Consider the following 21,844-nt stretch of genomic DNA (forward strand, 5'->3'; position numbering starts at 1 on the left):
CTTGCCTATGGCTGGGGTAACCAGTGCGTTAAGGCCTGCGTCCGCCATTGCCGGATCATTCATGTCCTGACAAATAAAGACCAGTTTACTGATCCAGTCAGCATTCCAATGAAACCTTAAATGCAATCTGTGGTGTTTAAAGCTATTATTTTTACTGTGGCTAATTATGTTATTGGCGTTGGCTATTACGTTTTTTAATCGTAATTTCTCTAATAAATCGACTAAAAATAGGACTAAACTGTAAAAAAGCCAAGGAAGTCAGGGATTTTAAATGAATCGTTATGATGATCAGGATACTTACCACATTTTTAATCTCATTGGTCAACATACTGAACTCAAACTGATTTTGGACACAGTTTCCAGATGGCTTGAATCGCGTATTCCAGACGCTCTGGTTACCATCATGCTGTATTCCGAACACGACCAGACATTAAGGCTGACTACAGGAAAACAGCATTTTTCTGAACAGTACTGCACAGCAATCGATCAGTTAAAAATTGGTCCTCATCAAGGAACCTGTGGTGCCGCAGCATTTTTGCGCACGCTGGTCATTAGTGAAAACCTGAGGCAAGACCCTAACTGGCAGCCTTATCAGGATCTGCTGAAGACAGAAGGATTATCTACCTGCTGGTCTACCCCCATTATCAGTGCAGGCGGGGTTTTGTATGGCACTTTTGCCGCGTACTACCGCACACCACAAAAACCGGATGAACAGCATATCAGGCTGCTACAACAGGCTGCGGTATGGGTGGCTTTGGCCATTGAGCTAGATTATGAACGCCAGCGCAGACTGGCCATGACTGAAAAATATAGCTCCTTTTATACCTATCATCCCGATGTGATTTTTGAGCTTGACCAGCAGGGATATATTGTCAGTACCAATATTACTGCCCGCAAGATCACCGGGTATTCCGAAGAGCAGATTCAGGGCCGGCATTTCAACGATTTTTTACCGGCTGAATATCATGCCCTTGCTGATTCAGTCTTTGAGCAGGTTCTTCAGGGACATGCGCAGCATTATGAAATGCCCGGCTATCATGCTTCTGGCGAGATTATGTGGTTTGATCTAACCAACTTGCCTATCAAGCAAAATCAGCAGGTTACCGGGGTATTTGGGATCGCGCGCGACATTACGCTACGCCGCAAAAATCAGGAAAACCTACGGCTATTGGAGCGTGGGGTGAGTGCCAGTTCCAACGGGATTATCATTACTGATGCCTCTGAGGAATTATTAATTGTTTATGTTAATCCTGCTTTTTTAACCATGACTGGCTATAGCCGGGAAGAGGTCATTGGGCAACCCTGCCGTTTTTTACAAGTCCCTGAAACAGAGCTGCATAAGATTGCATTGATCAATCAGGCCGTCAGAGAACAAAAAGAATTTCAGATCAGCATCAAGAATTACCGTAAAGATGGTAGCTGGTTCTGGAGCCGTTTAATGCTGGGGCCTGTTTTTGATAAAGAGGGCAATTGCACTCATTTTCTGGGAATTCAGGAGGATATTACCCAGCAGCGTATTCATGAGGACTATATTGCGCATCAGCATACCCATGACCAGCTAACCGACTTGCCAAACCGGCAGACGTTTGAAGGTCTTTTGCAGCAGGCGTATGAAGCCCAGCCTGATAGCCTACAGCCATTAACTTTGTTTTATATAGACCTCGATGATTTTCAATCGATGAATGACAGTCTGGGCCATGTAATTGGCGACCAGATTATAAAAAGTGTTAGTGAGCGTTTGCAGGGGCTGTTACAGCAGGCAGATGTGCTAAGTCGTTTTAACGGTGATGAATTTGTATTACTGATGATAGGACTACACGACCAGAAAAGTGGCATTGCTGTCGCTGAAAAAATCCTGAACATTTTTTCACAACCATTCCAGATTAACAGTCACAAGATACATTTAAGTGTCAGCATTGGCATTGTGGCCAATAACAGCAGCATACAGCGGTCTTCCGAACTGTTAAATCAGGCGATTATGGCAATGAAGGAAGCCAAAAATCAGGGGCGCAATACCTGGCACTGGTATGAAGAAACCAGTAAAAAAATGGCACCAGAAATGGACTATAGCTATTTACGTCTGGAGCTCATGGAAGCATTGCGGGAAGAGCAGTTCAGCCTGTTTTATCAACCGCTGATTGATCCAGTAACCGGGCTGGTCAAGGGTGTAGAGGCACTGATTCGCTGGTTTCATCCCGAGCGTGGCTATATTTTTCCTGATGTGTTTATTCCTCTGGCTGAAAGAACAGGGCAGATTATTGCCATTGGCCAATGGGTACTCAAAAAAGCCTGTCGGGATATTGCCGAATGGAACCGCACTCATCAAAGCCAGCTAACGGTTTCGGTAAATATCTCTCCGCTACAGTTCCGCAGGACAGGCTTTTTGCAGGAGCTGGAATATGCCTTAACAATCAGCGAACTGCCTGCTGAGCTACTAAAAATTGAAATTACAGAAGGCATGGTTATTATCGGGGCAGACCGGGCCATAGAAATTTTAAAATCAATTCGGAATCTGGGCGTACAGGTGGCCATTGATGACTTTGGCACAGGTTATTCAAGTTTGAGTTACCTGCGCCGTTTACCCATTAATCAAATCAAGCTAGACCGTAGTTTTATTGAGCATTTGACAGAAAATGATCAGGATGCCGCGATTGTGCAGTCCATTATCCATCTGGCCCATCAACTGGATCTGGAGGTTGTGGCTGAAGGTGTCGAAACCTTAAAGCAGGCCAGTTTTCTGCATCAGCAGGGCTGTGACCTTGTGCAGGGTTATTTTTATGCACGGCCTGCACCACTCAGCGATTTAAAACTCACCTATATTGCCTTAGCCGATTAAACACCTGTGCTATAGATCCATGAATGCCATGGTTTGGCCCTATCTATTGAGCTATCGTAGAGGCCTTTTTTAGGCTGTTATAGAACCTATTACCTTATCTTTCCCGACTTAAGCCATTGGTTTTAGTGGCCATCACTTGTTAATGGCACAGCTTGGCTCTTGGTTTTTCTGCTTGTTTTTAGCCTCACTTTCTAATTTTTCTACAAGATCGATAAATATTCTTAAGAAAAGATTGACTAGTAATGATAATTAGTATCATTTATGTTTTTGTTATGTTAAAGTTCCGCCAAAATTAAGTTACTGTATTTTCGATCTTTAATCAGATGGGTTGGGCATCTTTATGCCTGAGCGTGCCGGTAGTTGAGTTGCTATCCAGTGACTTGCATTTGAATGGTATGTGGGACCCAGATATTGAGATTCTCTTGTCTTACTGTTCAAGCGTACAGCGAGCTGAAATACAGCAGTTTGGTTAACTGGCTATTTGTTGAAAGCAAGTGTATTTAAAGGGCGTGCTTATATGTTTAAATCTTCTCATTCCACCATGAAGCCGTTGTATGTGGCCATGCAAATGGTATTTCTGACCTCGGGTTGTCTGCTGGGCGAAACGGTTATCGCCGCAGAAACTACGACTGATAATGCAGGTAATGGTCAAAACACAGAGCTATCAACAATTGTAGTCACTGCTAACAAAACTGCGGTAACAGAAGGGTCAGAAAGCTATACCGCCAGCTCAGCCAGTACCGCCACCAAGCTGAATCTTTCCTTACGCGATACACCGCAAGCGGTAAAAGTCTATACCCGTGAGTATCTGGATGACCGCAATATTGACTCTTTGCAGGAGCTGATGAGCACTGTAACCGGGGTTACCGCCTCACGCACTGATGAGCGTCAGAACTATTATGCGCGTGGTTTTCAGGTCGACTATACCTTAATTGATGGTATGCCCAGCACGCTAAACCTGTCCGAAGGCGACATGGACTTAAGTATTTTTGACCGGGTAGAAGTGGTAAAAGGCGCCAATGGCTTAATGACCGGGGCAGGCAATCCGGCCATTGGCTTAAATATGATTCGCAAGCATGCCAATGCCAGAGAGTTAACCGGTAGCGTGAATGCAAGTGTAGGCTCATGGAACAACTATTCCAGTTCAGCCGATATTTCAGCGCCCTTAAATGCTGATGGTTCGCTGCGTGGGCGGGTATTTGTCAAGCATTCGGATGAAGATTCCTATATGGATTTTTATGCCAGAGAGCGCAACGTGGCCTATGGTGCCATTGATTATGACCTTACGGACAGCACCAGTTTATCGCTGGCAGCAACCTATCAGGAATTAAACCGGGATGGCATTCGCTGGGGTGGCTTGCCAGCATTTTATAACGATGGCAGCCGTACCAAATTTGATCGTTCCCTGACTGTTAGCTCGGACTGGACTTACTGGAATGTAGATACCACGGCGTTATTTGCTGGCCTTAAACAAAAGCTCTATGGTGATATTAATTTAAACCTTAACTATTCCTATCGCCGTGATGATAAGGAATCGGCATTGTTATACATTGCAGGCAAGGTCGATAAGGCAACCAATAGAAGCTTGGGCGCGGTATCGGTTTATTCTTCCGAAAAGCGTAATGATGAAAACAATATTGATGTGTATGTTTCTGCGCCGTTTAGTATTGCAGGGCGTGAGCAGGAAATTATAGTTGGTGGCTCCTGGAATAAAAATGAATCGCTAAAAGATAATTTCGGCACCATTCAAGGAAAGAAAGAAGGAACAAATGATCTGGATATTAATACGCCCAATTATCTGGATTTTTCCCACATGAATACCCAGTTGCTAACGCCAATTACCAATCCAAATAAAATTGCGCTAAATGAAACCACTCAGACAGGTGTTTATCTTGCAGGTAAGTTTCAAGTGCTGGATGCCTTAAAAGTGGTGGCTGGCGCTCGCTTATCCGACTGGGAATTTACAGCAGAAGACGGTAAGGGCAACCGAGAGTTTACTAATGAGCTAACGCCATATTTTGGTGTAATTTATGATGTAGCCCGTGATCACTCGCTGTATGCCAGTTATACCGATATCTTTAAGCCGCAAAATCGTCGGGATGAAAATGCCAACTATCTAGGCCCTATAGTTGGCCGTAACTATGAAACCGGGGTTAAAAGTGAATGGTTTGATAGCCGGTTAAATACTGCCTTATCGATCTTTAGAATCGAACAGGATAACTATGCTCAAGAAATTTCAGGCGTTTCTGTACCTGTAAATGGCGCTACAAATACTTTTGAACAGGCCTATCGCGCCGCTGATGGCGTAGTGAGTGAAGGCGTTGAGTTTGAAATGGATGGCGAAATTAATGACAACTGGGGCATTAACTTTGGTATTGCCAATTTTGAAGCCAAAGATGCTCAAGATGTTAAGGTCAATACAAATAACTCACGCACTACCTCTAACCTGTTTGTCAAATACAAAATGGACAAATGGCGTGCCGGTGCGGGTTTAAACTACAGAAGTAAAATTTATTTAGGTACAGGCGAGGCTCGTATTGATCAAAGTGAATTATTTCTGGCCAGCGCAATGTTGGGCTATCAAGTTGATCCCAATATCAGTGTTCAGCTCAACCTTGAAAACCTGTTTGACAAGGAATACTACGAAGGCATTGGTGCCAATAGCATGAACTATGGTGCACCACGCAATGCGACCTTGGGTGTGCGTTATAAGTTTTAATGATCAAAATTTCAGATAGGTTGATATGACTTAATAAGCAGCCGGATTGAAGCGCATGGTTAGTTTCTGATTAGCCAGCGCTTCAATTTTACTCAAAAATTCAAAAAAGAATAATTTAAATAAATAAGTCTTGAACCAAAAGAATCTAAAAAATGACCTTCAGTGCTAAATCTGTCTAAAGCAAAATCAGTGGGATTGATTGCTGAAATAAGCAATACCTCATTGAGCCAAACTGCTGCTTATGATAAAGCATTTAATACATACCAAGCCCATAGCTTACCCTTTGATACTGGATGAGTGACAGCGCAGTTATATGCTTGAACGCATGGTAGGCCAAGCAGGATATGATTGATGTCAACATCATTTAAACAAGCATTAATTCCACCGGGTGGCTGGCAAAATCCGGGGCGTGTGCGCATTCCGCCACTGGACACGAAGCAGGCAAGCCTAAAGCAACGCTTGCTATTGGGTACGATTGAGCGGGTAGGGAAACTGAATGCAGCCAACCTGTGGCGCATGCTGATGCATAATGGCCGCATGTTGCGTGGCGTACTGATGTTTGCGCCCAACCTGATGCCTTTTGGTGAGCTGGAACGCCGTGATACAGAGCTGGTAATCCTGCGGGTTGGCTGGAATTGCCGGGCGCGCTATGAATGGGGCCAGCATGTGGATATTGGCTTGCGTGCAGGCTTGACGGCTGAGGAAATAGCTCGGGTAACCCAAGGCCCGGATGCTACAGGCTGGAGCGCCAAACAGGTATCATTGCTCAAAGCCTGTGATGAATTTCATAAGGACCGCATGGTATCCGAACCAACATGGCAGGCATTAAGCAGCTATTTTAATTCGCATCTTTTCCTGGAATTGCTCATGCTGATTGGATTCTATGAGGGGTTGGCAGGAGTACTCAATACCACGGGCTTGCCACTGGATGCACCTTTGGAAAAAGTGCTGGCTGATCTGCATAACCACGCTGCAAAGCTGGAATAACGTACAAATTTTTTAATCAAACCGGTACTTCTGGCCATTTTGGCAAATCGTAGCCTAAATTTTTTGGCAGCTTTTATTTAGAAAAATTGCCAGATTGATTCAATTTATTAAATAATCTTTTTAAAGCTATTGAAAAATACTGCATAAATAGGAATGATACATAACGGTACATAAAAATTCATAATACTTACATACTAGGGTAGCAAATCATGCCAAAGCTTGCGTTAACGCCGGGAACGCGTTTAATTTTTGCTACCAGCTTTATTGTTGCCTGTTTGCTGGTCACTATTGCCTGTGCGCTGCACCAGCCCTATAGCGGATTAAGGCTTGCAGTTGCTGAGCAAGCTAATCATTCCAAGCTTCAACAGCCTGAAAACCATATTGTGGTCACGGGTACTATTCACCCGCAAATCCCTGTTGGTGCCAGACTGGTTAGCTTACAGGCCGGCAGCAATTCACCGTGGTCATTGACTGCGGACGACCTGACCGAAGACCCGCATTTTCTGGAAAGCTATGCAGCCATGCAGCAGTTGTTTGAGCGACAAACGGCCTTGCATGCACAGCTAAAACAGCAGCAATTTATTCGTATTGGCTGGCAGCTTAAACCTGAGCAGCCCGTAACTTATACTGAAATTCCAGTTGCTGCCAGCCGTCCATTGGCCAGTTTGCCAGTGGTATTCTGGTTCCAGCTGGCGGTAAGCGCACTGGGTTTTTTACTGGGCTGCTGGATCTGGGCCTTGCGTCCGCAGGATATTGCCGCACAGGTATTTGCCGGGCTGAACGCCATGTATCCGGTGTTTGCATTTGCTGCTGCTATTTATAGTACGCGCGATCTGGCACTCAATGGCCAGTTACTGCATGCGCTGGTAATTGTTAATACGGCTGGTGCATTGCTGTATGGCAGTGCGCTGCTAAGCCTGTTTCTGGTATATCCCAAAGTGTTGGTGCGCCCTGCAAAACTATGGCTGATTCCGGCTTTTTTTATACTCTGGCTGGTGGCGGATAGTTTGTACCTGCTACCAGAACCCAGCATGGGCGGTGACCTGCCAGTAACCCTGCAAATGCTGGGTGCCATAATGCTGGCCATCTGGCAATGGCGAATTAACCGCAATGACCCGCGTGCACGGGCAGCCCTGCGCTGGTTTGCGACCTGTATTTTAGTTAGTTGCGGGTTGTTTGTATTTCTGGTGCAAAGTATTCAGTTACTGGGTATTGAAACCAGCTTATCGCAAGGTTATGCCTTTGGATTCTTTTTATTGGTGACCATTGGCATTGCCGTGGGCCTCAAGCGCTACCGGCTGTTTGCCCTTGACCAGTGGGCATTTGGCATTTTGTTCTGGCTGGGCGGTGCCATTGTGCTGATCCTGCTGGACGCGCTACTGATTATGGTATTAAGCCCGACAGTGTCTTTTGGGCTGGCGCTGCTGATTTGTGGCCTGCTGTGGCTACCGGTACGTGGCATGTTACAGCGGCGCTTTTTGGTAAAGGAAGGCTTAAAACAGGAAGAGCTGTTTCAGGCTGTACTGGATATTTCCTTTGCCAATACCGAACAAAATCGGCGGCAGCAATGGCAGCAATTGCTGCACCGCTTGTTTCAGCCGCTTGAAATTGATGAAATCCCGCATGGTGAGTTACTTGTCCTGCCATTTTCAGGCAACCAGCCTGCTTTAAATGCCGATGGACTGGCATTGTTGTTACCTGCCATTGGTGATATTCCCGCCTTGCGGGTGCAGTATCCGCGGCAGGGGCGGGGCCTGTTTTCCGGGCAGGACTGTAACCTGACTCGTCATTTGATTACCCTGATCCAGCGTGCCGATGACAGCCGCTTTGCCTATGACCGTGGTGCCAGTGAAGAACGCAGCCGCATTGCGCGTGATTTGCATGATGACATTGGTTCGCGCCTGTTATCCGGCTTACACCAGCAGGATCTGCATCAGACCAAACAGGTCATCCGGCAATCCATTGCGGACATGCGCACCATTATTAGTGGCATGACCGGGACAGGCCTGGCATTAAATATGGTACTGGATGCCCTGCATCAGGAAACAGCCCAGCGTTTGCAGGAGTCCGGTATTGCACTGGACTGGACAGTCAAGCTTGAGGATGACACTGTTCCGTTGAACTACCAGACCTACAAAAATTACATTTCTATCATGCGTGAGTTGCTCAGCAATATCATCAAGTACGCGCAGGCTTCCAGTGTAACCGTTCGGATTAGCCATCAGGATGGTGTGCTGCTAACAGCGCTTCAGGATGATGGCACTGGCTTTAATCTGGAACATCAGGCACATATTGTGACAACAGCAGGCTCAATGGGGACAGGTTCGGGCCATGGTTTAAATAACCTTAAACAGCGCATGCAGGTGTTAAATGCCCAGCTTGAGGTGCAGCCACCACCGGAACAGGGAGGCACCAGTCTGTGTATCCAGATTCCGCTAGCCTGTTCCTAACCCGGTTTAACCTGAAAATGCCTGATCAGCAGGGACGTGAATAATGCAGCAAATACAGGAAAGCCCGGAAAACCCGCAAACGCAGGTATTTCAAAAAGCACTGGTGGTTGAGGATATTGAAAGCAGTAATCACTGGATGCGTGACCGCTTGCGCGAGGCATTTCCGGCTATTCAGGTGGATCAGGCCTTTAACCTCAGGCAAGCCTGCCAGCTTTTTAGGGCCAATACAGCTTACGATATTGCCCTGATTGATTTAGGCCTGCCGGATGGTAATGGCCTTGAGCTGATTGAACATTGTACCCGGCATTGTCCACAGGTGCTGACTGTCGTAGTCACTATTTTTGAAGATGACCAGCACTTGTTTAAAGCCATACAGCAAGGCGCGCAGGGTTATTTGCTAAAGGACATGGAAGCCGATATTTTTGCGCAGCACCTGCTGCAAATTGCGCAGGGCGAGGCCGCGTTGTCACCTTTATTTGTTAAAAAAATCATGCAGTATATGCGGCAAATTGGCCAGAACAGTGCTGCGAAATCGCTGCCCATTGTTTTGCCATTAACGCGGCGGGAAAAACAAGTGCTGGCTTGCCTTGGCCGTGGCCTTCAGGTGAGTGAAACGGCTGAACAGCTTGGCATTTCGGTGCATACCGTATCCAGTTATGTCAAAGAAATTTATCGCAAGCTTAATATCTGCTCGCGGGCAGAAGCAGTCATGGTTGCCCTGCAATATGGCCTGATTTAAGCCAGCATATGAACTGCCGCATGACGAGCACTGGATAAAATTACAATCAAATGGCCTGTCGATTCATCTGCAACACAAGCCTGAGCAACCCCTCAAAAAAGCCTGTTATTTAAGCCATAGCAGGCTTTTTTGAGGGGTTGCTGGAATGGATAAAAACCCCGCAATCAGCGCGCTAAACTGTGAAACAAGCCACACATAGCATGGCATAACTTGCACAGAACCTGAATCTTGTCCTGAAACTGCTTTTAAGACTTGGTTTTAGCAGGCTAGTGGACTTTTACTTTGAGTCATTCAATTGAGTGCTATTTGATGGTGTCCAAGTTGTTCTTAATTCAAATTAATCTATTGATTTAAAATAATAATTTTCAAATAAACCCTCGTGTCTCTGGTCTAAAAAACTGCTATTTATAGGGTGCTAAAGGCTGGTTTGATGTCGCTTGGCTATGAATAAAACACCCGAATTGAATCCGAACAAATAGTCGTTCTACTATAGGGTAAGGTGAGATCAAGCTTAACTCATGCAAAAGCTAAGTTTAACCGGTTTATAGAGCATGGCAAAAGTCATGCAAACCAGCAACTGCTTTTGCGACCAGAGGATCTTCATTTTTTGGATTGCAGGTTGTTGTACTGCACATCAGGCAACAGTTTCTTTTTTGGCTTGATCAGCATTCGTATGCAAAAGTGACCCCGGTAAAGGGTGCTTTGGCAATTTCGGTTGAACCATTTTAGTATGAGGTATTTGTAATGATTACGACAGCGATTCGGAAAACAGTTTCCCGTACATTCAAGGCGAAGCCTCAAGCACAACTGCCAGATTTTGCCGCTAAAGCGTCCATTCCTATCCGCCATTTAGCCATTGGTTTTAAGGGTAAGGAAATTGATTTGTCGTTTTATATGAACAATCAGTTTGCCACCCTGTTTTTTGCCACGCTATCAGTTTTTTTGACCTATGGCGAAGATCTGGTCATTGATACTGCACGTCATCACCGCGATTTTATTCAAGACCCTATCTTGAAGCAGCGTGTGACCTCGCTGATTGGTCAGGAAGCCATTCATTCCAAACTGCATAACGAATTCAATGATGCCATTATTGATGCACAATATCCGGTCAGGTTGTATCGCTTTCTGGGCGAGCAGTTTTTTGAGCATATTTTCCTGCGTTTTCCACAGCCCCTAAAACTGTCGATGATGGCCGGGATTGAGCACTTTACCGCTGTGCTGGCTGAGTACATGATGAAGCATGAGCAGAATTTTTATCATTCTGATGATGCCAAAACCCGTGCGTTGTGGATGTGGCATATGCTGGAAGAATCCGAGCATAAAGATATTGCCTATGATGTCTATCAACTGCTCAATGGCAACTATAAGCTACGTGCTGGTGGCTTCTTGCTGGCGTATATCACCATTTTGGGTCTAGTGCCATTTGCTGCCTTTATGGTTCCTGTCTTGCGCAGGCCACAGGAAATGCTGACTGGTAAATTCTGGAAAGACATGCGCCGTGGCATTAACCTGCTGTTTAGTCCAACAGAAGGCGTATTTGGCAGCACCCAGGGCCAGATTTTTGATTATTTGCGTCCGGATTTTCACCCGAATGACCATGACACCACTGAGTATCTGGAATATTACAAGAACAAGCTGCTGACCGAGGGTGGAGCCTTGCATCCATTCTTCACCAAGGAATTTACCCCCAAGGTACAACAGGCGGCCTAACGGATACGGTTTTAACTTATACCGGTTTTTAGCTATTCATCTGCATGCAGGGTGGGTAGCTAAAACTATCAGGAAACTGGCAAGTTTTTCTCATTTGCAAGCTGTAAACATTGTGCTGAAATGATCAGACTTAACCAAGCAAGCGCTTGCTCAATCTCTGAAAATGCTTAAATCAGGGCTTTAGTTGGCAAGTGGTTCTTAACGTGACGTTAATTCTTTTATTTAAATAGGTATTGCCATGGTTGCCACAGCTGTTCGGAAATCACTCAAAAAGCTCAAGTTCTATCGTGAAATTCAGCTCCCTGATTTTGCCAGCAAAGAACCCATTCCAATTCGCCACTTTAATTTTAAATTTGATGCCAAAGAACTGAATCACCGCTTTTTTCGCAATACTGAACTGGCGTCTGCGTATTTTGAAGCCTTATCAATTTTCCTGACCTTTGGTGAGGATCTGGTGATTGAAACCGCACGTTATCATCGTGACTTTGTGCAGGATCCCATCTTAAAGCAGCGTGTGACTGCCTTAATTGGTCAGGAAGCTATTCATTCCAAGGTACATAATGAATGGAATGAAATCCTGAAAAAACACGATTTCCCGGTTGAGTTCTACCGCTTTCTGGCCAAAAACGTGTTTGATTATGGATTCTTAAAGTTTCCTCAGCCGCTCAAGCTGTCCTTAATGGCCGGGATTGAACACTTCACTGCGGTGATTGCCGAATATGCCATGAAGCATGAATATATTTTTGACGAAATTATTGATGATGAAAAAACCAAGGCCTTATGGCAGTGGCACATGCTGGAAGAATCCGAGCACAAGGATATCGCCTATGATGTCTATCAATTATTAAATGGCAGTTATGCCTTGCGCATGGCGGGTTTTGCCTTGGCAACCTTTACCATTATCGGACTGGTGTCGCTGGGTGGCTTTTTAATTCCTTTCCTGCGCAAGCCTTCCAATATGATCAGCCCTACGTTTTGGAAAGATGCGCTTTACAGTGCCAAAGTTATTTTTAGTCCCAAAGATGGGGTGTATGGCAGTACTTTCCAGCATGTGTTTGATTATATGCGGCCGGATTTTCACCCGAATGACCACGATACCAGTGAGTATCTGGCTTACTACAAGGACAAACTGCTAAATCAGGATACTGGCTTGCTGGCCCGTTATATGACCAAGGAATTCTTTCCCCCGATTCGCGCAGCTTAAGCATTAACCCATATCCAGCCATCGTTTGAGTGAGGGCTGGTTTTCCCGAATGGTTTTGGATTAATAGTGGTTTTGGATTAATTATGAGTTTATTTGGCAAGAAAAAGCAGAAGCCTAGCCAGAACGCCTATGCAGTGGTGACCGGGGCAGGCAGTGGCATTGGCCGCAGCTTTGCACTGGAACTGGCGCGCCGTGGCGGTATGGTGGTGTGTGCAGATATTAATCTGGCTGCCGCAGAAGAAACTGTAGCCCTGATGGCACAGGCTGGTGCAAAAGGATTTGCAGTGCAATGCGATGTAGGCGACAAAGCACAGGTACAGCAACTGGCCGATCAGGCTGAAGTGCTGATGCAGCATTTGCCAACACTGGTAATTAACAATGCCGGTGTAGGACTAGGTGGCAAGTTTGATGAGCTAACACTGGATGACTGGCAGTGGTGTATGCATGTCAACCTGTGGGGCGTGATTCATGGCTGTCATTATTTTGTGCCTAAGTTCAAGCAACTGGGTTATGGCGCCATCATTAACGTGGCATCTGCTGCGTCTTATACTGCTGCACCCGAAATGACCGCCTATAACGTGACCAAGGCAGGCGTGCGCGCTTTATCTGAAACGCTGTCTGCCGAGCTGGCCAAGTTTGATATTAAAGTCAATGTACTGTGCCCGACACTGGTGCCGACCAATATCATCAAAAATGGCCGCATTCCCGGTCGTTATTCCAAGCTGGCCGACCATGCGCTGATGAACTATGCCATGACCACCAGTGATGACGTGGCCCGTCTGACCCTGAACCGGCTGGACAGCAATGCGCTTTATACCATCCCGCAAATTGATGCCAAGCTGTTCTGGCTGATGAAACGTGCATCGCCCAGTTTATATGCCAAGTTTCTGGGCACTGGCTACAGACTGTTCAAATAAACAGGCTGGTTCAATACATCGTTTATAGGTAGATTTTTTCATGACGACATCAGTAAAAACAAATAGCCGTGCCAAAAAAACGGCAACCCCCGCGCATATTTATGACACCTTTATTGTGGGTGCAGGCATTTCCGGGATTGCAGCAGCCATTCGCCTCAACAAGGAAGGCTATACCAACTTCAAGATTATTGAAAAAGCCAGCCGTGTGGGTGGTACATGGCGTGAAAACACCTATCCCGGCTGTGGCTGTGATGTGCCATCAAGCCTGTATTCATACTCTTTTGCGCCGAGTGCCAAGTGGAGCCATCTGTTTGCACGCCAGCCGGAAATCCTGAATTATCTGGAAGAAACCAGCAACCAGTTCAATATTACCTCGCTGATTGAATTTAACAATGAGCTGCTCAACGCCGAATGGAATGAAGCCCAGCACCTGTGGGAACTGCAAACCACCAATGGCCTGTATTTGTCCAGAACGGTCATTTTTGCCACTGGCCCGATTACAGAGGCACAAATTCCAAAGCTGGATGGCATTGAAACCTTTACCGGTGAGATGTTCCATTCAGCACGCTGGAACCATGACTATGACCTGACTGGCAAGCGTATTGCCGTGATTGGTACTGGGGCATCAGCCATTCAGTTTGTGCCACAAATCCAGCCACTGGCCAAAGATTTATATGTATTCCAGCGGACTGCGCCATGGGTAGTGCCAAAACCGGACACCGATCTAAGCGAGTTTAGCAAATCAGTTATTGCCAAATATCCAGCCATTCAGAAAAACTGGCGTAAAGCGGTGGCATTGTCACTAAATGCCATTAACTTTGGCTTGAGAAATCCAGCCGTGTTAAAACCGGTAGGCGAAGTCTTTAAGCAGGTACTCAAGGCGCAGGTCAAAGACCCGGAACTGCTGAAAAACGTGACGCCTAACTTTACCATTGGCTGTAAGCGCCTACTGTTTGCCAACAACTATTACCCGGCCTTGCAACAACCCAATACCAAGCTGATCCCGCATGGTCTGGTGAAAGTGGAAGGCAATACCGTGGTGGCAGCCAATGGCGAGCGCCATGAAGTGGATGTGATTATCTGGGGCACTGGCTTTGAGGTGTCTCATCCGCCCATTGGCAAGCGCGTTAAGAATGAAAAAGGGCAGGTGCTGGCTGAATTGTGGAAAAACACTTCACCAGAAGCCTATCTGGGCACCAGCATTGAAAACGTACCGAATGCCTTTTTGGTGCTAGGGCCAAACGTACTGGTGTATGATTCTTTCATTGGGCTGGCTGAAGCCCAGCTGGACTATATTGTTGATGGCCTGCTTAAAATTAAAGCGCAGGGTATTAGCAAGTTGTCTATCAAGCCACAGGTACTCAAAGCACATAATGAAAAAGTTCAGAAGCACCTGAAAACCACCGTGTTTAACAGTGGTGGCTGCCAGAGCTATTATCTGGATGCCAATGGCCGCAACTTTGCTGCATGGCCATGGTCGTTGAAAACCCTGAAAGCTCGCCTAAGCGCCCTGAATCTTGAGGATTACAACCTGCAATATGGTGCAGCAGCCAATAGCGATGCAAACCCTAATACGGCTAAAGAAGCCTCCTGATCTGACTTATTCATAGTCAGTCATCAACGTAATTAATCCATAAGGCCTATCTATTGATAGGCCTTATTTTTGTGGAAAAGTTTGTTAATAGCTTGGCTAGGCGTTTAAGCACTGGCCTGCTGGGGAATGCCAAGGCTCAAGGTCTGGCAAATCTGCTGCTTCTGGCTGGCTGTCATTGTATGGGTAAGCAGGCCTTCAATGGTAAACACCCAGATATTCATGACTGCCTCAATATGTTCTGCCGGGATGCCTGCGGCTTCCAGCTCCACGCGCAGCAAGGCTTCGATCAGGCGATGAAACTGCTCATGCCAACCATGGATCGCCGGGGCAAGCTGGGCACGCGCATGCACGGTACTCACCAGCGGACTGACCAGTTCCAGCTGATTCACCACCCACAGCAAACGCGCGGTCATGTTGTCAAATGACTGTTTGAGGTAATCTGCCATCCGCGCCGACAGCTCCCGATCCAGTACGGCAATCAGCACATCATCCTTGTCCTTGAAATACCAGTAAATGGTATTGGGCGCGATGCCAGCTGCACTGGCCAATCGGGTCATGGCCGTGGCCTCATAGCCTGCGCGTAAGAACAAGTGCTGTGCCGCGTCAATAATCAGGTTGCGTTTTTCTTCCCGATCCTGCGTGCGGTGGTTACGCGGCATAAAATACTCCTGTCATTCAATACAGCTTGAAACTAAATAAAACCCAACCAAATCCAACAAAACCCAAATTTTAAAGAAGCGCATCACGCTGCAACTGCAATACAAAAAATGCTATACAAATACAGGCAGCGATCTAAAGCAGCTTGACAGCCCTACAGGATGCTGGCTAGTATTATATCTTGAATGACGTTCAAGATAAATAACCCATTGAGCAATCCATGAAGAACCATGCCGAATTAATTGACGTACAGTCGCTTTCCACCGAACAACTGGTGGTTTTGTTTTCTACCTTGCAGGCACCCACCATTGAAGAAATGCACGGTGAATATGCCGCCAGTATGCTCAGCCAGCCGAATCCTCTGGCCACTCTTGCAGGCCTAAGCCTCAGTAATCCATTATTGCCGTGGCAATCCAAGGCATTTCGTCCGGTAGACCAGCACACAGGTCGGGGCTACAACACGTTTTTGCTGGGGCGCAAGACGATCCAGCTTTATCCGATGCAAACCCTGATTGCGCCATCGCGCTATGACGGGCAGCCTGCCTATCAGTTGGTGTATCGCTATTTTCATTCGCTATGCGGTGCCATCAACATGGTCGATGAAATCCGCAAACTGGATGATGGACGTTATCTGGGCATTGGCACCTGGGGGTTTAACAAGAAGCAGCGCCAGATTCCGTATCCGTTTTTATTGCAAGGCCCACAGCATGATTACCGTGGCGATATTGGCCGTGTCCGCCATGGCTTTCAGGCCAGCAGCGCACAAATTCCAGCTTTAACTTCATCATATCAGTGAGTTCACCATGAAAAAACAAAACCGCACCGCATTAATTACAGGCGCTTCAGCAGGCATTGGCGCGACTTTTGCCCGTTTTCTGGCCAGTGAAGGCTATGACCTGCTGCTGGTGGCCCGCCGGGTCGAACGCCTTGAGGCATTGGGCGTAGAACTGACCAGCCAGCATGGGATTCGCTGTGAGGTATTTGCTGCTGACCTCACGCAAACCACAGCACCTGCTGACATCATGGCCTATGCCACGGCGCAGGGACTAAGCATTGATGTGCTAATTAACAATGCCGGCCTGTCCGGTAAGGATGCCTTTGCCGCTACGCCATGGTCTGCACTGGCTGGTGAAATACAGCTGATGGTAACCGCAGTGACCGAGTTGTGCCATCGGGTAATCCCGCACATGCGTAGCAAAGGCTGGGGCCGAATTATCAACCTGTCATCCGTTGCTGCGTTTTCACCACCGGGTGCCAGCCTGTTGTATACCGGTATTAAAAGTTATGTGCTGGATATTTCACAGTCGCTGGATATGGAACTCAAACCACAGGGTATTCATGTGACTGCATTATGTCCCGGCTTTACCCACAGCGAGTTTCACGACATTATGGGTACACGCAATCAGGCCAATAAACTGCCGGATATTTTATGGCAGCAACCGGAAGATGTGGTGCGCGAAGGCTGGGCCGCAGTAATGAAAGGCAAGCCAGTGTGTGTGCCTGGTAAGGTTAACAAGCTGATTGCCAGCAGTATGCGTCCTTTACCGATTAGCCTGCAATATCACTTGGGCAATCGCCTCAATCCGTTTAAGAACTAAACTGCTTTCAATGTGAGTCTGTTAATTGTTAGGCTTTTAAGGTTCTAACTGGCATTATTAGCAGCGTTACCCATGTCATTTTAGAGGTAGCGCTGCAATTGGAAATGTATTTTTAAAATTAGTAACGCAAGACTGTATTGGTTTTCAATGGAATAAATTTTTCCTGATTTTCCTAAGCAATATAAAAGGCTTATTGTTTGCCTTATTCATAAAAAGCACTTGGGCTTTATATCTTTTTAATCAAAAAAGCGCATAATTACTGGTATCACGGTAGCCAGTAACACGGAAAAAAACAGCAATGCGCAGACTGATTATTATTGTATTCATTATTGCCGGGTTGGGCTTTTTATTTTCAAAAAATTTTAAGCAGGACGCTGCACCAGCGACGGTACAAAATCCGGCTGTCACGTCTGCCACACCAGTTGCTGGCCCGGATCATGCGGCCATTACCAATATGGCATTGCAAGCTGAAGCCAAAGCCAGAGAGGCTGCTGCCATTGCATCCACTGACTCTGTAGCAGAATATGAGAAAACTCAGGCTGAGCAGTGATATTCGACTGTAAAGACTGGTTTATGCCAAACAGCGTATAGCATTAGTGTTATAACAGTAGTCTCACAACATCAATCTTATAAATCCGGTTTCATCAATTGGTTTAATCCGGCCAACCCTGTTATATAAAAAATTAACTGTAAATGAGTTAACGCAACTGGGCAGGTTACTTCACCATCTATGCCCACAGCTACAATAGCCTGAATTGCACCCAGCAGCATGTTCAGCTAGAAACTGAATATGCTTGGCAGTTTTTATGATTTCCGGTGCTGATGGCCAGCTTTTACACTCATGACCACAAGGTTTTAAATCGGTTATTGATCTCCCCGTGCTTTGGCCAAATTTTTAATACATCTGTTTAGATGGCTTGCGCTATAGGAAAATTACACAATGTGCTGTTTTGCATCAGCTTTGCAACACAAATGAACTTGCGGTACTAGGGGCTGGACGCGGTTTAATAGACTATGAATGAAATAAACAAAGCCTGATTTTTTTTAAGTGTTAAAGACCAGATTTCGGGTGCAGATTTTTTGAGGTGATGGCGGTGGCAAACTGGAAAATTGACAATATTGTGCATGGCCTGCAACAGGCGCGTCATGACTGGCGCGAGTCACAGCATCGGCCCAAAGAGTTTGGCGGTCGTGAGCTGCCGTCAAAAGAAGCCCTAAAAGCCATTGTGGATGACCTGTGCGGTATCTTGTTTCCCATGCGGCTTGGCCCGGCCGACCTGCGGCAGGAAGGTGAGGATGTGTATATTGCGTTTACGCTGGATAAGGTGCTGTCTGCGCTATATGAGCAGGTACGCCTCACACTGGCGTATGAAGCCCGCTACCGGATTTCAGCCACCATCCGTGATAGTAACCACCAGCCCGATGCCGCCATGATCCAGCAACAGGCCAGCAGTATGGTACAAACTTTTGCCAATGCCTTGCCGGATATTCGCCGCCTGCTGGACAGTGATGTGCAGGCTGCCTATGAAGGCGACCCTGCTGCGCGCAGTGTGGATGAAGTGCTGCTGTGTTATCCGGGCATGCTGGCCATTACCTATCACCGGTTGGCGCATGTGCTGTACCAGAACAATGTCCCGCTGCTGGCACGCATGATTGCCGAACTGGCCCATTCGGCAACCGGCATTGATATTCATCCGGGCGCACAAATTGGCAAAAGTTTTTTTATTGATCATGGTACTGGGGTGGTGATTGGTGAAACCTGCATTATTGGCGCGCGGGTACGAATTTATCAGGCCGTGACGTTGGGAGCCAAGCGCTTTGAAGTGGACGATGCCGGCAACCTGCAAAAGGATTATGCCCGTCATCCGGTGGTTGAAGACGACGTGGTGATTTATGCCGGAGCAACCATTCTGGGCCGGGTCACCATTGGCAAGGGGTCGGTGATTGGCGGCAATGTGTGGCTGACCCATGATATACCACCGCATAGCCAGATCATGCAAAGCATGCCTAAACCCAAAATCAGTGTTTAAGATGGCACAGTGAAACAAGCTCAAACCAGTGAGCTATTGTGCATCAAGCTGCGTATTTAGCAGGGCCATAAGCTGCTGGCGAAACCATACAGTTTGTTGTTCCAGATTTTTGTCCATGTCCCAGTACAGGTGCAATTCAAGGTCTTCAATGGCAATGGGCAGCGGCAAAATCTGAATGTCCAGATGCTCAGCCACCTGATGCGCCAGACTACGCGGCATGGTCAGTAACAACGGACCATTGCGCACAATGCGGCCAGCGGATTCATATTGCTGGCAGCGAATTTTAATCTTTCGGTCAATGCCCTGTTTGGCAAATAAAAAATCTTCAACCGCACGTCCAGTGCGCCGGGCAGACACTGCAATATGTTCCGCCTGCATATAATGACTGATCCTTGCTTCAGCACCTAGCTTGGCCTGTGCCAGAGGATGGTCAGGGTGACTAAGTACCACAAATTCATCACGCAGCAGCAACTGGTGGGCAATACCGCGTTCACTGGGCTGGGCAATATCAATGGCCAGATCAATCCGTCCGCTGCTTAAATCGCTGCGCAGGGTTTGCCGGTCAATCCGTACACTGCTGAGCTGCATATGCGGTACTAGTTGCTGAAACCATTGCACAATTTGTGGTAAAAATACCGGCTCAATTTCATCATTCATGGCGATGGTGAGTTGCTTGATGTCACGGCTGGCCTCAAATGAGGTAGAGCGTTGCATGGCTTGCTGAAACAACAAGAGTGCCTGTTCAATATCTGGCCATAACCGGTTGGCCAGCGGCGAGGGACATACACCGTGACCTTCACGCACAAACAACGGGTCATCCAGTTGCTCACGCATCCGGCTTAAGGCATGGCTGACCGCAGACTGACTTAAAAACAACTGTTCGGCGGCACGGGTTAGGTTACGCTCCCGATAGACCACGGCAAAAACTCGGAACAGGTTTAAATCCATTCGGCCTAGGGTATTGCGGCTTAGCGGGTTGCTGTCTGCTAAGCTGTTATTTGATGAGTTGCGATCTTGAGAATTGCCATCATGCACAGGATTCATACTATAAAATTAAAATAATTCATTTTATTCATTGTATAAAACCAATTAGATTTAAGCCAGTCGATTAGAACAAACAACGTTACCGTATAGAAAGGACAGCTTACATGAATTTTGAACTCAGCCAGCGCGGGCAGCAGTATCTGGAAAAAACCAGACAATTTATTCAGCAGCACATCGAACCCATTGAGGCAGATTTCTGGCATGAAGTCCACCGCACCAATATTGGTGGTGACTGGACCACATGGCAATGGCCAAGCGTACTGGAAGAACTTAAAGCCAAGGCTAAAGCAGCAGGTCTGTGGAATATGTTTTTGCCGGATGAGACGCTGGGTGCAGGCTTGACGATTCAGGAGTATGCGCATATTGCCGAGCAAACCGGACGCAGCCTGATTGCGCCCACCGTGTTTAACTGCAATGCACCGGATACCGGTAACATGGAAGTGCTATGGCGCTATGGCTCTGAAGCACAACAGCAGCAATGGCTAATGCCGCTGCTGGCTGGCGAAATCCGTTCGGTATTTTGTATGACCGAACCGGCAGTGGCGTCCAGTGATGCCACCAATATGCAGGCCACTGCTGTGGTTGACGGTGATGAAATTGTGCTGAATGGTCGCAAGTGGTGGTCATCAGGACTGGGTGACCCTAATGCGCGGATTATTATTTTTATGGCACACACGCCTGATGACAGCAAGGATCGCCACCACCAGCATTCGATGGTACTGGTACCCGTGAACACAGCGGGCGTGACCATTGAGCGCATGCTGCCGGTATTTGGCGACTACGATGCACCGCATGGCCATGGCGAAGTGAGTTTTGACAATGTGCGTGTGCCAGTGGCCAATTTTATCGGTGGGCCGGGCGAAGGCTTTGCCATTGCACAGGGCCGCCTTGGGCCAGGCCGGATTCACCATTGCATGCGCTGCATTGGCGCTGCGGAAAAATCACTGGAACTGATGATTGACCGTGGCATGAACCGGGTGGCGTTTGGCAAGCCGATTTTAAATCTGGGTGGCAACCGTGAAAAAGTGGCGGAAGCCCGCATTGCCATTGATCAGGCGCGTTTACTCACCTTATATGCGGCATGGAAAATGGACAATTTTGGCAATATGGCGGCCATGACTGAAATTTCATCCATTAAAGTGGTTGCGCCAAATGTGCTGGAAAAAGTAGTAGACATGGCCATGCAAATTCATGGTGGGGCAGGCATGTCACGCGACACGCCACTGACCGGGTTTTTTGCACAGGCGCGTAGCTTGCGGCTGGCGGATGGGCCGGATGAGGTGCATAAGGGTGTGATTGCCCGCATTGAACTGGCCAAACGCGGCTATTCCAGACGTTCCAGATAAGTAATAGAGAATT

The 21,844-nt window shown here is 47.1% G+C and carries 16 protein-coding genes; 14 read left to right on the top strand and 2 right to left on the bottom strand.

The features are described 5' to 3' along the window. The first annotated feature begins 271 nt into the window (after positions 1 to 271). From BKE30_RS03435 to BKE30_RS03475, 9 genes are all read left to right on the top strand, one after another. Positions 272 to 2,836: a sensor domain-containing phosphodiesterase gene (locus BKE30_RS03435; RefSeq protein WP_076877262.1), complete on the top strand. Its 2,565-nt coding sequence runs from the start codon at positions 272 to 274 to the stop codon at positions 2,834 to 2,836. A gap of 517 nt (positions 2,837 to 3,353) precedes the next feature. Next, positions 3,354 to 5,555, top strand: coding sequence for a TonB-dependent siderophore receptor (locus BKE30_RS03440; RefSeq protein WP_076877448.1), 2,202 nt, complete (start codon positions 3,354 to 3,356; stop codon positions 5,553 to 5,555). A gap of 351 nt (positions 5,556 to 5,906) precedes the next feature. After that, complete coding sequence (locus tag BKE30_RS03445) at positions 5,907 to 6,542, top strand: carboxymuconolactone decarboxylase family protein (protein ID WP_076877263.1); 636 nt, start codon at positions 5,907 to 5,909, stop codon at positions 6,540 to 6,542. 209 nt (positions 6,543 to 6,751) lie between these two features. Next, positions 6,752 to 8,992 carry an ATP-binding protein gene (locus tag BKE30_RS03450; RefSeq protein WP_076877264.1) on the top strand — a complete coding sequence of 747 codons (2,241 nt, stop codon included), beginning with the start codon at positions 6,752 to 6,754 and terminating at the stop codon, positions 8,990 to 8,992. A 43-nt stretch (positions 8,993 to 9,035) separates the two neighbouring features. Continuing rightward, positions 9,036 to 9,731 (top strand): response regulator transcription factor, encoded by a 696-nt coding sequence (locus tag BKE30_RS03455; protein ID WP_076877265.1) that lies wholly within the window; start codon positions 9,036 to 9,038, stop codon positions 9,729 to 9,731. Between the two features lie 744 nt (positions 9,732 to 10,475). Next, complete coding sequence (locus BKE30_RS03460; RefSeq protein WP_076877266.1) at positions 10,476 to 11,441, top strand: metal-dependent hydrolase; 966 nt, start codon at positions 10,476 to 10,478, stop codon at positions 11,439 to 11,441. A 238-nt stretch (positions 11,442 to 11,679) separates the two neighbouring features. Further along, positions 11,680 to 12,645, top strand: coding sequence for a metal-dependent hydrolase (locus BKE30_RS03465; protein ID WP_076877267.1), 966 nt, complete (start codon positions 11,680 to 11,682; stop codon positions 12,643 to 12,645). Between the two features lie 83 nt (positions 12,646 to 12,728). Continuing rightward, entirely contained in the window at positions 12,729 to 13,562 is an 834-nt protein-coding gene (locus BKE30_RS03470) for an SDR family NAD(P)-dependent oxidoreductase (protein ID WP_076877268.1), read from the top strand. A 40-nt stretch (positions 13,563 to 13,602) separates the two neighbouring features. Continuing rightward, positions 13,603 to 15,156 carry a flavin-containing monooxygenase gene (locus BKE30_RS03475; RefSeq protein ID WP_076877269.1) on the top strand — a complete coding sequence of 518 codons (1,554 nt, stop codon included), beginning with the start codon at positions 13,603 to 13,605 and terminating at the stop codon, positions 15,154 to 15,156. A gap of 104 nt (positions 15,157 to 15,260) precedes the next feature. Here the strand turns inward: BKE30_RS03475 and BKE30_RS03480 are convergent, their stop codons facing one another. Beyond that, positions 15,261 to 15,815 (bottom strand): TetR/AcrR family transcriptional regulator, encoded by a 555-nt coding sequence (locus BKE30_RS03480; protein ID WP_076877270.1) that lies wholly within the window; start codon positions 15,813 to 15,815, stop codon positions 15,261 to 15,263. Positions 15,816 to 16,033: 218 nt separating this feature from the next. On the opposite strand from BKE30_RS03480, the gene BKE30_RS03485 reads away from it, so the two are divergent. From BKE30_RS03485 to epsC, 4 genes are all read left to right on the top strand, one after another. After that, positions 16,034 to 16,609, top strand: a complete 576-nt coding sequence (locus BKE30_RS03485) for a hypothetical protein (protein WP_076877271.1) — start codon at positions 16,034 to 16,036, stop codon at positions 16,607 to 16,609. Between the two features lie 7 nt (positions 16,610 to 16,616). Further along, positions 16,617 to 17,411, top strand: a complete 795-nt coding sequence (locus BKE30_RS03490; protein ID WP_076877272.1) for an SDR family NAD(P)-dependent oxidoreductase — start codon at positions 16,617 to 16,619, stop codon at positions 17,409 to 17,411. A 298-nt stretch (positions 17,412 to 17,709) separates the two neighbouring features. After that, on the top strand, positions 17,710 to 17,961 hold the full coding sequence (locus tag BKE30_RS03495) for a hypothetical protein (RefSeq protein ID WP_076877273.1): 252 nt from the start codon (positions 17,710 to 17,712) through the stop codon (positions 17,959 to 17,961). A gap of 544 nt (positions 17,962 to 18,505) precedes the next feature. After that, a complete protein-coding gene (epsC, locus tag BKE30_RS03500; protein ID WP_227518338.1) occupies positions 18,506 to 19,441 on the top strand; it encodes a serine O-acetyltransferase EpsC in 936 nt (311 codons plus the stop codon). Between the two features lie 33 nt (positions 19,442 to 19,474). Here epsC and BKE30_RS03505 read toward each other — a convergent pair whose 3' ends face one another. Beyond that, positions 19,475 to 20,485 (bottom strand): LysR family transcriptional regulator, encoded by a 1,011-nt coding sequence (locus BKE30_RS03505; protein WP_083698414.1) that lies wholly within the window; start codon positions 20,483 to 20,485, stop codon positions 19,475 to 19,477. A 104-nt stretch (positions 20,486 to 20,589) separates the two neighbouring features. On the opposite strand from BKE30_RS03505, the gene BKE30_RS03510 reads away from it, so the two are divergent. Then, the gene (locus tag BKE30_RS03510; RefSeq protein ID WP_076877275.1) at positions 20,590 to 21,831 is read left to right on the top strand and encodes an acyl-CoA dehydrogenase family protein; all 1,242 of its coding nucleotides are present in this window, start codon (positions 20,590 to 20,592) and stop codon (positions 21,829 to 21,831) included. Positions 21,832 to 21,844: the final 13 nt, after the last annotated feature.

This window comes from Alkanindiges hydrocarboniclasticus, assembly GCF_001982605.1.
Classification (GTDB): Bacteria; Pseudomonadota; Gammaproteobacteria; order Pseudomonadales; family Moraxellaceae; genus Alkanindiges; species Alkanindiges hydrocarboniclasticus.